Below are 12,479 nucleotides of genomic sequence, written 5' to 3'. Positions count from 1 at the left end.
TTGGTGGTAGACAATCATTCATGCGTTTGTCGTGCCATTGATTGAGTAAACATTTACATATGCTATATAACATTATATAATATTTAGATACATCTATATTATCATTCAGGCGCTGATTTGTCAAATAATTTTGTACTCTGACATATTCTTTTAGTCAAGTTCTATTATCCGGAATTTTTTTCACAAAGTGTACCAGAGAACGATCATATCTTTATGCCGCACCATTGAAAATACATATCCGGATTCCGCACGGATCACCGCATGGCTGACCATTTGATTTCATGTTTATACAATACATCATGTAACATCATGACTTTATATGATTCAGTATAAATAAATTGTGAACAATCAACATTTTTCTATTCTTTTTTATTTTTAGTTCAGAAAATGCATACCACGTGTACAGTAATGTAATTTTTACAATTCTTCAGCCATGTTTTTCCATACTGTGGTATAACCGTTCTGCAAAAAATACAGCTGAATTCAGGAATCCCAGAGCAAAGCTAACCAGAATCAGGATCCCCGGATGGAACATATCGCACAGTCTGCCTCCCACCAGGTTTGCAAGGACTGTTCCCACCACACTGCTGACGGTCAGTCCCATTGAAATACTGAAGCTGCGCAAGCGCTCATCCGCCGCCTCCGCAAAGCACTCCACGCTGACACTCATGTAGAACGCAAAACTAGCACACTGCAGCATCTGTCCCAGATAAAGGGCCCATGTACCGGAAAACAGCAGAAAGCAGAACGGTCTGAGGAGATTTGTGATCAGGGCGATCGCCATTCCCAAAAGAGCATGGGAATTCTTCTTTTTCCATGCAAAAGCCAGCAGCATAAGACCTGCAAACTCCACTGCCGCTCCTGCCCCACAGACATTTCCATATGTCTCCGCATCTCCGCCCAGTTCCACGATGATCAGGGAGAGAAAGCTTCCCACCAGACGGTGGCTGAACCAGTAAAATGTGATGATTCCCAGCCAGAACAGGAAACGACGGTTCTGCACCAAAGTATGAAATGCCTGGAAAAAGGAGAGACTTTTCTCTTTCTCCTCCTGTTTCCGGCGATTCCCGAGACTGGTATCTGGAAGAAGAAGGAGACATGGGATCATGAAGAGAAATATCACCATTTGTACGAGAAAATAGCCATCCCAGCCTCTGTGTTTAAAATAATATCCACCAATCACCGACATCACCGCATACCCGATGGACCCGCCGGCACGAACCCGGCTGTAGATCAGATCCGGCTGTTTTTCCCGGCTGATATCGACCCAGGCATCCATCAGCTGACTGAACGGGTAAACGATCCCGGCAGACAGGACCATCCCAGGAAGCATGATCCAGGGCTGGTCCATATATTTTGTACAGAAGATACACAGTGCTGAGATCATTCCGATAAGCAGAAGAAGATACCGCCTTGTTGGAAGAAATGTGTCCGTGATATAACCGCCCACCGGCTCCATCAGAAGATTTGCCAGAAATGTCAGGCTGGTGATGATTCCGCAGACCGTGGCGCTGTAGGCGCGTTCCGTCAAAAACAGGACCGTATAGCTGGAAAATATGCAGTATGCGGCATAGTAAATAAAGTATGCAGAAAAAAACAGAACCGTATAGTGAGAGCCGCTGTTTATTCCAGCGGCCCTCTCGCGTCTCATCATAAAACCTCCAATGGAACAGATGCCAGCAGTAACCTCCTGTTAAAAATACAGTTACCGTCCTGCCATCCTTCCTCATAGAAGCAGTACACCGGACCTGTTCCCGCCAGGTCAGACGCCCCGCCCTCTTCTGCCAGAAGGAAACCATCGTCCCAGTTTTTTCCATCATCTACACTGATGCGGATCGTCAGTTTCTGACGGGCGTCAAGACTCCACCGGACCGCCTCGCCGTTTTTCTGACGCTCCAGTGCCGGTTCATCTCCGTAAGCGCAGTTGACAAAGGCCATCTGTCCGTCTGGAAGTGTGAGCAAAGCTCCGCCGCAGATCGGATCCGGAAGTTTTTCGTTCAGCCATGGAGCTCCCCACTGGACCGCATCCTGTCCTTTCTCCGTTTTTTTGCTCTCACAGAACGCTCTTCTCCGCACTCCCGGGATCTCATGGCGCATGGTGGCAAGCAGAGTTCCGTCGCTCCGCTCCGCCACGGAGCTTTCGGTTGGATCACCGATCCCATTCTCCGCTGGAACCGTATTGCTGCAGTGCCACGTCCCGCCCCAGTCATCGCTGGAAAGGCAGGCAAAGCAGGCCGGGAGATGCGCATTCTCTCCACGGCTCAGCCACAGCGGCAATATCAGAGTTCCGTCTTTTTTGCAGATTCCATGGCCCGGAGCAATGGCCCACAGCGTCACCGGCCATTCTTTCCGGAAACCATCGATCAGAGAAGTCAGCTCGCGCTCCTCCCCAAATGTTTCCCCATTATCATGGCTTTCCCTAAGAAACAGTCTTTGATAATCCTGACACCAGAAGAAATATACTCTTCCCTCCGGCGCTGCGATCAGCAAGGGATTATGAAGAAGCTCTTCCCCTTTCGGCGATACCATTGTGATCCGCTCTCCTGCGGGCTGCGGCTGTCCGTCCTTTATCTGATATCTCCTGAAGAATAAAGTTCTGCGGTTTCCTCCGGCTTCCCTGCCCTCATATGCCAGAAGCAGATCCCCGTTGGAAGCCGTAACGATTCCCGGGACACGGTAAGAGTCAAAGCCATGTTCCCCATTTTCCTCCACCAAAACCTTAACACAAGTCTTCTCCGCCATCATTTTTCCTCCCCACTTTACTCCTGCATTGGAAAATCACAGTTAAACTGTGTTACATACTTGTCCCTTCCGGACGTGGAATATAAAACCATTGTACAGCAGCTGCCAAAATCTCCAGTCCGCACTACTGCCTTAGCATTTTTCATTGTCTCCATCAGGCGCTCCTGGCTGATCGTTCCGCCCGGAAGCTGAGGCACGAGAGACTGGATCTTCTGATACATCGCATCATTGTACTGCAGCATCAGCTCAAATACTTCATAGCGCTCCGCAACCAGATCATTCAGGATCGCGCACATCGTCTGCACCAGCGTCGGAACTCCCCGCACGAGAGAGACATCGATCACATTACATCCATCCGGAATTGGCATATTCGCGTCACAGATCACGATCGCATCCTTATGTCTCGCTGTCGCCAGCGCATATCCAAGCTCCGCATTGATCACCGTGTGTTTAATCATTTAATTTCTCCTTTCGTTAAATACGTTATATAACATCATTATTTTATATGACCAGTATAGAGGAATCTGAAAAAAAGGTCAATATTTCTTTTTTCTTTTTTTAATAACATTTAAAATTAAAAAAAGAAGATGCATCTTTGGTGGTATGTTAATACCTTTTTGTCCAACAGGACGTCCCATCAGAATTTCCTGTTACATAAGAAAAAGCCCTGTAAGCTGTTTATATCAACAGTTTACAAGGCTTTGGGGCTTTTTTCTTGATTTTCCAGGTTATTTTTCACTTTCTACAATTAATGTATTATAGAACTCTTCAAATACATCTGCCGCCAGACAGACAGTTTCCAGACAGCGCACATCGTCTTTCTTATAGATCTTTACCAGCTCTGAGCAGTCTGTGTTTCCAAGCTTCTTTCGGAATTCATCTACAAGGTCCGCGCATGTATCCTTAAAACCATCGGTTGCATGGGCACGGGTCTTCACCGTCAGCCGTCCCAGCGCTGCCATTGCGCCGCATAATGCACCGCAGGAGGAGCCGCATCCCATGCCGCCGCCAAACGCACTGACCAACTTGAAATCATCTTCCGTAAGACCGATCCCGTATTCCTCGTCAATACATCTTAAGATCGTCTCCGCACAATTGTAATCCTGTTCCAGATAGTATTTTTTTACGTTATCTCTCAGCATATCCTCTTCCTCCGGTTCTTTTTTCTGACTAAGTCCCAATTCTCTCTTAAAGTATTTTAATGATGAAAAATGATATCGACGTTCAAATTCTCTTTCATGAAGCTTTTTTATTCCTTTTATATGTTCGACATAATCATCAACAAATTTTATCACAGAATCTACTATCTTTTCAATATTATATATAACTTCTTTGTATTCGTCCTGATCAACAACAGTGATATCCTCGTTTATAAATTCTTGATTGGTGACAATTACCACTTTTGTAAAATCCAATCCCGAATGATGCTTTCTCGATCTTTCTGATGCTTGGAAATGATACGCATATTTATGACGTATTTCAGTCCGAAACGGTACACATATCAAGTATCCATGTTGTTTAACAAGAAGACATGAATATGGTCTATCCTCTTTACTTAGAATTTCCTCATACATTTTAGATGGATACCTCTGATAAAATTTTTTGCTTAATTTCTTTATACAAAATTCAATTGATGTATTCATGGTAAGAATCCCCTAAGAAAAATAGACTGGTATAGAAAAGGGAGGATTTCTCCTCCCTCAAAGATTCTTCGCTCGGTCACTTTTTATTTTACCGACGAGTCGGAACCGTCACTCGTCTCATCGCTCGGTCACTTTTTATTTTACCGACGAGTCAGAACCGTCACTCGTCTCATCTGCGAAGGAAAGATTAACTCTTTCACTGATAGTATAGTGGATTTCTTATCGAAATACTATTAGCATTTTTTACAAAAAAGAACGTTTGAATTTTACGTGCTGCTGTTCATGCGGTACGCAGACAGTAACGGATTTTCTGCAGTTCTTATTCCCCCCTATCCTTCCAGTTTTCTCCCTCCGGACAATACTCTCCACACCCCCGGCAGGAAGCGGACGAGGAATTTTGCGAGAATGTAAGAGGCAATAACTGCGATTGCCGGAAGCAGGAAATAGACGACCAGGGAGATTCCGGCGGCTGTTGTCGTGCCTGCAAGACTTCTCGTCACGACGGCTGTTCCTTTGTTTACGAACCGTACGACGATGAAGTGAATCGCATAGAGGAACATACTCTGGCGCATCCATGGACGGATCTTCGGAAGGCGCACTCCACAGGCAAAGGCCCAACAGGTCATCGGCACAGCCATACGGTAAAAGCAGGTCCAGAGGACGGCCGCTTCAGGTGCCATCATCCTCCTGTAACAGAATACAGAGATCATGACTCCCGCCAGGCCTTCTGCAAAACAGCGCCTTCTCACATGAGCCGGGATGACACCGGCTGTATTTCCATCTTTGTCCTCTGGGGCAGCTTTCTTTTCTTTCGTTCCATGATCTGCATTCCATCCGGCTGCCTCTTCCTCCATGCTTCTCTCCACCAGCCCTCGGCGATGAACCGCAAAGTATGCGGCAACCGAATAGTAAAGCAGGGCGTCCGTATTCGGATGGCGCATATCCAAGTGGAGATGCACCGCAAACACAAGTCCCACGATCCAGAAAAGACCGACCGCCCGATTCTTAACAAGTGCGTAGATCATCGGTGACACGATGATCAGGAAGATCAGCTGATAAAGATACCAGAAGATTGGCGCATACGCATACTGTGAGACCGCCCGCCAGATCTCCTGCACGGAAAATGGAATGATGTCACGTCCGACCACGGATCGTATGGCGAGAAACCGGGATGCTGCCATATAACCCAGATAGTAGATGAGATTCCAGACTACATAAGGGATCAGGACGCTGAATACCCGGCTCTTCCATTTTCCGACTAGCTTGTCCCAGGAAAAATTCCGGAAAAACAGGTAGGAGGACAGCAGGAAAAAGCCCGGAACGGCGATCTGTCCCAGTCCCACCGACACGAAATTTTCGATCCGGTCCGCAAGACTCCATATCCCATCCTGCGCCCCACCGGAAAACAGATCCACATTATAAGAGTGGACCCATATCACAAATATGCTGAATAGAAACATCAGCCATGATATCTGATCATGAAACCGTCTTTCTCCGCTGCCTGTCACCATATGCACTCCCCGCAGTTTTCTTTTATCTTATCATATAAAATATGACATTTCCAGACAGACTATCAAAGAATACAAAATCAAGTCGAACGTCCGTGAGACTTGGCTCGTGATTCTGGGCAGCGAAGCGGAAGTCTTCACGAGTGAGATCAGAATACAGCCGTGATCTGGTATTATACACTGGCAGAAGCCATCCAAACTACGACATGATCTCCGGTTCCTACACATAATTATCTTTCGTGTCCGGAATCCTTATTTGACAGATTCCTCATTTCCCATTAATATTTGTGATGTCGGGGCAAGAGGTCAGAAACCTGCCTCAGGCCTGCTTGCAGGAGGATTTTTAACCCTGATCCCCGCCCAAACATGTGTAAGCAGCTATTTTTCAAAGAGAAACGAGCAAATTGCGAATATTTTCAGAATACGATCCTTTTGAAAGAAGGTCCTTATATGTACATTTTTCTCCAGTCCATCCTGCGCATGACCGCATGGCCGATGACACCCCCGGTGCCTTATTCTGCCTTCCATATTCTGCTGACCCTCTTTGGGGCAGGATTTGCGGTCTCTTTTGCACGGGTTTTCGGCAAAAAAATACGGTCCATGGCATCGCCTGAACCGTATTTCCGCCATATTCTCTTTTCCTGCGGAGTATTTCTCGCACTCATGGAACTCTATAAGCAGGCATTTTTATATGTCGTCGAGTTTCAAGGGCATTTCGACTGGTGGTATTTTCCGTTCCAGCTCTGCAGTATCCCCATGTACATCTGTCTGGCTGCACCGCTTCTGCACTCGGAAACGGCACTTCGCCGCGCCGCAACCTTTCTTCAGGATTTCGGTCTTCTAGGCGGGATCATGGCCCTGGCTGTACCGCCAGGACTCATGCATCCGTACTGGACGATGACACTGCATGGGTTTATCTGGCATTTTATTCTGCTCTTCCTTGGACTTTTATCCTGTAGGACAGACATCGCAGGACATGATCGACAAGATTATATGAAGATTCTCCCATTTTTTTTCCTCTGCTGCCTGATCGCCTGCGTGATCAACATCGAAGCAGGCCCAACTGCCGATGCTGACATGTTCTACGTATCCCCATTCCATCCGTCCTCGCAGCCGGTTTTCCACCAAATTGCCTGTGCGCTTGGTATCTTCTGGGGAAATCTACTGTATGTTCTTTCAATGATAGTGGGCGGATTTCTAATGCATAGAATCTCGTCACGGCTTGTCTAAACGTTCCTCGCATAAATAAAAGACCGATCTGCCATTCCATTCTTTGGTTCTTTATGATCTTTGGATATTAGTAAAAAAGCAGGTATGGATACATCTGCTTTTTTACTGACCAGTTGCTTCTTATCTTTGGGTATTTATAGTATAATAAAACCATCACAGTCGAACGAAGATGATTCATTTGAAATATGTCCCAACGTAAGACTATTCATTCATCAGCTTTTTAAATTCTTTAATAGAACCCGCTTTTGCAGCTAACTTTACCAGACAATACAAGTGTTCCTTATCCGCCTCATCACGAATTTTCTTTTCAAGAGTCGCGGATACTCTTCCTTTTTCTTTTAGCAAACGTAAAATCATTTCAAGTGTTGCCTGATGTTCCCCTCGTTCTATTCCATCTTCTACTCCAATCGAATAAATGCTCATCCTGACATCCTCCCACTCTTCCGATTTCTCCCTGCCAGTTTTCATTGGGTATTTAGCAAAGAGTCATCCGATGCTGTTTCCAGCTAAGAAATTTAGAATTTTAGATGTATAGAAACTTTGACTGAGATAATAAAGATATCACTCTTTATATCTGACTCTAAGATAACAGATTCCTCTCAGGAAAGTAATGAACGAAACGATAAAATAAGATTAAAATCCTGTAAACTATTGTCACTAAAAAAGATCCCCAACAGCCTCATCAGCCATCATGGATCTCTTCATATATTTTTATTCTACATGAAACGCATCCATTCCCGGATATACCCCATTCTCTCCGAGTTCTTCCTCGATTCTGAGAAGCTGGTTATACTTCGCGACACGCTCGGATCTGGACGGGGCACCAGTCTTGATCTGGCAGGTGTTGAGAGCTACGGCGAGGTCTGCAATAGTCGTATCTGCGGTCTCACCGGAGCGATGGGAGGAGATTGCTGTGTAGCCGGCACGGTGCGCCATCTTGATCGCCTCCAATGTCTCAGATACGGAACCGATCTGATTTAACTTGATCAGGATGGAGTTTGCGCAGCCGAGCTTGATCCCTTTGGAAAGTCTCTCTGTGTTTGTTACAAAAAGGTCATCTCCGACTAGCTGCACCTTCGTTCCAAGCTCTGCGGTCAGCTTTTTCCATCCTTCCCAGTCTTCCTCATCAAGGGCATCCTCGATGGAAATAATCGGATATTTCTCAACAAGCTTTTTCCAGTGCTCGATGAGCTGCTCGGAAGTATAGACAGTTCCTGCCTTGGGGAGCTTGTACTCGCCGGTTTTTCCCGTCTTCCACTCAGAAGATGCAGCATCCATAGCGATCCTGAAATCGCGGCCCGGCTCATATCCGGCTTTCTTTACTGCCTCGAGGATCGTCTCGATCGCTTCCTCATCAGACTTCAATGCCGGAGCAAAGCCACCCTCATCTCCAACGGAGGTTGCAAGTCCGCGTTCTTTTAAGATCGCAGCCAGTGCATGGAAGACCTCTGCACACCATCTTAAGCACTCCTTGAAGGACGGAGCACCGACCGGCATGATCATAAATTCCTGAACATCAAGACCGGAGGAAAGTGCATGGCAGCCGCCGTTGATAATGTTCATCATCGGAACCGGAAGACGGTTTCCACCTATTCCACCGAGGAATCTGTATAACGGAATATCTAAGGAGATAGCTGCGGCACGCGCGCAGGCGATGGATACCGCAAGAATCGCATTCGCGCCAAGCTTTGACTTGTCCTTTGTTCCGTCATCCTTGATCATGGCACGGTCAACTGCGTAGATATCAGATGCATCCATGCCTGTCAGAGTCTCGTTGATAATTGTATTGATATTCTCAACAGCCTTTGTCACACCTTTTCCGCCGTAACGTGCCTTGTCACCGTCTCTTAACTCCAGCGCCTCGAACTCGCCGGTAGATGCACCGCTCGGCGCGGTTCCTCTCCCGATGGTTCCGTCTGCCAGATATACTTCCGCCTCAACCGTGGGATTTCCACGGGAATCTAAAATCTCCCTTCCAATAACTTTCTCAATTTTCAGATTATTTATCATCATAAACTCCTTTCAAGTATCAACGTCAATTACTCTCCCACCCGGATCAAACCGGAAAAACGACGTGATCGATTGATCTGTTCACCTGCGAAATCACCCGCCTGCACATGTTTAGGAAATGCCAGCCAGTATTTCGGTTAGTTTTTTCTAACCATCATGATTTTATCATAGCATCATTTTCAGTTCAAGAGGATCGTATGCCAAAACATTCAATTGAAAAAAGTTGTCGTTACCATAAATTTATCGGCAGTTCCCGGAATAAAAAAGAGTGTGTCTTTTTATGTAACAGAGAATTCCTCGAAATTTCCTGCTGCATAAAAAATGGACCATCCTGATATCCTTAGGATCGCCCATTTTTTCTATATTTATTCACATTTTTATTTCATCTGATATCAGCCCGTCACATGCAGCAGATCGACCAGGAATAACATCGCCAGTCCATAATAAACCACAATTGCGACAAGATCGTTCACCGTCGTGATCAGCGGGCCGGACGCAACTGCCGGGTCTACGTTGATCTTCTTAAAGAACATCGGGATCAGTGTGCCGACCATACTGGAGATCACCATCGCTGTCACAAGCGCGATTCCGACACAGCCGGAGACAAGCAGCGCATGGTGGATCGGATATCCCTTGATCACGCAGATATAGATTCCGAGGAAAAGCCACGCCATAACTCCAAGAAACAGTCCGTTCACGAAGCCGATCTTCATCTCTTTCACAACAAGCATAAGCTTCTGCTTTGCGGTCAGTTCCTCATCCATAAGCACACGGATCGTAACAGCCAGAGACTGTGTTCCGACGTTTCCTGCCATGTCGAGGATCAGGGACTGGAAGCACATGACGATCGGGATCACCGCAACGACAGCCTCAAAAGCGCCCACAACAGAAGATACTACCATGCCCAGAAATAACAGAATGACCAGCCACGGAAGTCTCTTTTTCACGCTCTCCGTCAGCTTCTCGTTCAGATCCTCCTCCGCAGTCAAACCGGCTAATTTCGCGTAATCTTCGCCCATCTCATCATCCACGGCCTCAACGATATCCTGGGATGTGATGATACCGGCGATCGTTCCGTCTTCCTGCAGTACCGGGATGGAATCCTCGGCGTAATCCTTGATCTGCTCGATACAGTCCGCAACCTTTTCATGATCCTTGACATACGGATACGAGTGGCTGATCAGGTCCTCAAGGTCTGTATACTCTCTTGCGATGATCAGGTCCTTCAGATCGATCGCACCGTAAAATTTATCCTCGTCATCGATCACATAGATCGTGGAGATATTGTCGTTTTCCCCTGCCTGCTCGATCAGTTCCCGCATCGCCTGACGGATCGTCAGGTTATTGTGGATCATAATAAAGTTGGTAGTCATGCGGCTACCGATCTCATCCTCATCGTATGAGAACAGGAGTCTTACATCCTCGCTGGCTTCCTTATCCAGCATGCCGACGATCTTATGCTTCGTCGTCGCATCCATCTCTTCTAGGACATCCACCGCATCGTCGGAGTCCATCTCGGAGACGATCTTTGCGGCGCTCTCGATCGGAAGCTCCTTCAGGTACGGCTCCGCGTCATCTAAGTACGCGAAGATCTCCGCAACCCGCTCCACACCGATCAGCGGATAAAGTTCCCGCCTCTCATCCGGTGTCAACTTCGTGAGGGCATCCGCGATATCGTTATCATGATAATCGGATAACCGGTCGATCAGCTCCTCTTTCGGAAGTCCGCTGCGGATGATCTCGACCAGTTCTTCCACATAATGTTGTTCTTTTAAAACTTCTGTTTCCATTTCTGCCTCCTTTTCCGTTGTAACTGTCCTTTATCCGTCCAGTTACTTTTTATCATCAGGACTGTGCGTATCTTCGCGCCTCCTGATCGAATTGCCAAATTTCGGCAACAAAAAGAACACCGCCCAGGATAATTCCTGGCGGGGTCCAACCATACATCGCTGTGATGGACAGGCCGTTCCCTTGCGGTGTTCTCGAGACATCTCAATATGGAATCCAGCTATCAGAGGATTACATCATCGCACCGATAGCCGCATTCTGCGCCTGTCTGTTTTTCACACCGCATTTCGTACTTCGCCCTGTACTATCGCAACTATCCATGCAATTCACCTCCGTAAAATTTCTTGGTTTTAAATATTCTCTGCGAAAAAAGGAAACTGCTGCGCACAGATATCTTTTTCCGCACACAGCAGTATAACATTTTTTTATAGGAATTGTAAAGTAAAAATCTGGCAAAATAAAGGTGGGAAATACGGTTAAAACATGTAAAATATTCCGGCTGCCTGCTGTCCTGATCCTCAACGTCCGCGATAACAGGACTACACAGCTATCCGGGAAAAGCCCGTAATTTTTTTCTACCTCATCAGCACTACCGTTGCCAGAATACACGCAAACCCGATCAGGTCCGTCGGAGAAAAGCTGGAGTGCAGCCAGACGACGGACAAGGTTGCCGCGGTCAAAGGTTCCAGGCAGGACAGGAGTGCCGCTTTTACGGGTCCTACCAGAGCGATCCCCTGAAGAAACAGCGTAAACGCACCGACAGTCCCAAGCAGGACGATCACCGCCATATAGAGGATCGCCCGTCCGTCCAGGCCTGCCGGGATCTTCCAGCTCTGGGCGATCAGGGACAGGGCGAGCCCGCCGATGAACATTCCCATTCCGGACACAGGGATACTTCCGCGGTGTTTTACCGGTGCTCTGGAAAGCAGGGAATAGCTTGCCGCGCCGATTCCGGCCATGAGTCCCCAGAAGAGGCCCCTCGGTGTGAGTTCCATGTTTCCGGGCTTTCCGCCGGTGGCAAGAAGCCAGACACCAAACAGCGCCAGAAAAATGCAGAATACGGTCCGTTTATCCGGTGCTGTCCTTGTGGTCAGGCAGACATAGACTGCGATAAATACAATGGATAGATTCTGGATCACCGTTGCGGTTCCGGAATTCGTCCATTTGATGGCGCTGAGGTACGCGTACTGGCAGAGCGCCAGACCCGCAATGGCAAACAGAACGATCTCTATAAGCCCTTTTTTGTCTTTTCCAAGTTCTTTCAAATTCAGACTGTGCTTCGCAAACGCAAGAAACAGCAATATGATCCCCGCTGATGTCATTCTCACCGCCGTCACCCATGTCGTATCTACCGGGTACTGGGAAAACAGCGCCTCACTGCAGGTTCCTGAAAGTCCCCAGCTCGTCGCCCCCGCCGTGCAGCAGAGAATTCCAAGTTTTTCTCTCTTCTTGTCCTTTGTGTCTGTCATAACACCCTCCAGATAATCGATCGATCTTCATAATATCGTCATTGCAGCCTGCCCGTCTGGACCTGCTGCCCTGACATTTGAATTATATC

At 47.2% G+C, this 12,479-nt stretch carries 10 protein-coding genes; 1 reads left to right on the top strand and 9 read right to left on the bottom strand.

Annotated elements, in window-relative coordinates:
- Positions 1-427: 427 nt before the first annotated feature.
- The 5 genes from DXA87_RS13080 to DXA87_RS13060 form a co-directional block, all read right to left on the bottom strand.
- Complete coding sequence (locus DXA87_RS13080) at positions 428-1,654, bottom strand: MFS transporter (RefSeq protein WP_117472458.1); 1,227 nt, start codon at positions 1,652-1,654, stop codon at positions 428-430.
- A complete protein-coding gene (locus tag DXA87_RS13075; RefSeq protein ID WP_117472460.1) occupies positions 1,651-2,742 on the bottom strand; it encodes a sialidase family protein in 1,092 nt (363 codons plus the stop codon). The genes DXA87_RS13080 and DXA87_RS13075 overlap by 4 nt, the downstream gene beginning before the upstream one ends.
- A 17-nt stretch (positions 2,743-2,759) precedes the next feature.
- Positions 2,760-3,200 carry an RbsD/FucU family protein gene (locus tag DXA87_RS13070; protein ID WP_117472462.1) on the bottom strand — a complete coding sequence of 147 codons (441 nt, stop codon included), beginning with the start codon at positions 3,198-3,200 and terminating at the stop codon, positions 2,760-2,762.
- A 270-nt stretch (positions 3,201-3,470) separates the two neighbouring features.
- Positions 3,471-3,884 carry a C-GCAxxG-C-C family (seleno)protein gene (locus DXA87_RS17995; protein WP_117472464.1) on the bottom strand — a complete coding sequence of 138 codons (414 nt, stop codon included), beginning with the start codon at positions 3,882-3,884 and terminating at the stop codon, positions 3,471-3,473.
- An 830-nt stretch (positions 3,885-4,714) separates the two neighbouring features.
- Positions 4,715-5,896 (bottom strand): acyltransferase, encoded by a 1,182-nt coding sequence (locus DXA87_RS13060; RefSeq protein WP_117504769.1) that lies wholly within the window; start codon positions 5,894-5,896, stop codon positions 4,715-4,717.
- Between the two features lie 447 nt (positions 5,897-6,343).
- Here DXA87_RS13060 and DXA87_RS13055 point away from each other — a divergent pair, with 447 nt between their 5' ends.
- The gene (locus DXA87_RS13055) at positions 6,344-7,123 is read left to right on the top strand and encodes a YwaF family protein (RefSeq protein ID WP_117504777.1); all 780 of its coding nucleotides are present in this window, start codon (positions 6,344-6,346) and stop codon (positions 7,121-7,123) included.
- 201 nt (positions 7,124-7,324) lie between these two features.
- Here DXA87_RS13055 and DXA87_RS13050 read toward each other — a convergent pair whose 3' ends face one another.
- From DXA87_RS13050 to DXA87_RS13035, 4 genes are all read right to left on the bottom strand, one after another.
- On the bottom strand, positions 7,325-7,546 hold the full coding sequence (locus tag DXA87_RS13050; RefSeq protein WP_117504767.1) for a hypothetical protein: 222 nt from the start codon (positions 7,544-7,546) through the stop codon (positions 7,325-7,327).
- Positions 7,547-7,834: 288 nt separating this feature from the next.
- Positions 7,835-9,130, bottom strand: a complete 1,296-nt coding sequence (gene eno, locus DXA87_RS13045) for a phosphopyruvate hydratase (protein ID WP_117504775.1) — start codon at positions 9,128-9,130, stop codon at positions 7,835-7,837.
- Between the two features lie 395 nt (positions 9,131-9,525).
- Positions 9,526-10,923, bottom strand: coding sequence for a magnesium transporter (gene mgtE, locus DXA87_RS13040; protein ID WP_117504765.1), 1,398 nt, complete (start codon positions 10,921-10,923; stop codon positions 9,526-9,528).
- A gap of 573 nt (positions 10,924-11,496) precedes the next feature.
- The gene (locus tag DXA87_RS13035; RefSeq protein WP_117504763.1) at positions 11,497-12,390 is read right to left on the bottom strand and encodes an EamA family transporter; all 894 of its coding nucleotides are present in this window, start codon (positions 12,388-12,390) and stop codon (positions 11,497-11,499) included.
- Positions 12,391-12,479: the final 89 nt, after the last annotated feature.

Origin of the sequence: Desulfotomaculum sp. OF05-3, assembly GCF_003435535.1 — a bacterium.
GTDB lineage: Bacteria > Bacillota > Clostridia > Lachnospirales > Lachnospiraceae > Pilosibacter > Pilosibacter fragilis.
The sequence above is the reverse complement of the archived record's forward strand: the minus strand, read 5'-3'. Positions and strand labels throughout refer to the sequence as shown.

Excerpts from the sequence above, each read along its gene's own strand:
- DXA87_RS13080 (WP_117472458.1), bottom strand. The coding sequence starts at position 1,654 with ATGATGAGACGCGAGAGGGCCGCTGGAATAAACAGCGGCTCTCACTAT.
- DXA87_RS13075 (WP_117472460.1), bottom strand. The coding sequence starts at position 2,742 with ATGGCGGAGAAGACTTGTGTTAAGGTTTTGGTGGAGGAAAATGGGGAA.
- DXA87_RS13070 (WP_117472462.1), bottom strand. The coding sequence starts at position 3,200 with ATGATTAAACACACGGTGATCAATGCGGAGCTTGGATATGCGCTGGCG.
- DXA87_RS17995 (WP_117472464.1), bottom strand. The coding sequence starts at position 3,884 with ATGCTGAGAGATAACGTAAAAAAATACTATCTGGAACAGGATTACAAT.
- DXA87_RS13060 (WP_117504769.1), bottom strand. The coding sequence starts at position 5,896 with ATGGTGACAGGCAGCGGAGAAAGACGGTTTCATGATCAGATATCATGG.
- DXA87_RS13055 (WP_117504777.1), top strand. The coding sequence starts at position 6,344 with ATGTACATTTTTCTCCAGTCCATCCTGCGCATGACCGCATGGCCGATG.
- DXA87_RS13050 (WP_117504767.1), bottom strand. The coding sequence starts at position 7,546 with ATGAGCATTTATTCGATTGGAGTAGAAGATGGAATAGAACGAGGGGAA.
- mgtE (WP_117504765.1), bottom strand. The coding sequence starts at position 10,923 with ATGGAAACAGAAGTTTTAAAAGAACAACATTATGTGGAAGAACTGGTC.
- DXA87_RS13035 (WP_117504763.1), bottom strand. The coding sequence starts at position 12,390 with ATGACAGACACAAAGGACAAGAAGAGAGAAAAACTTGGAATTCTCTGC.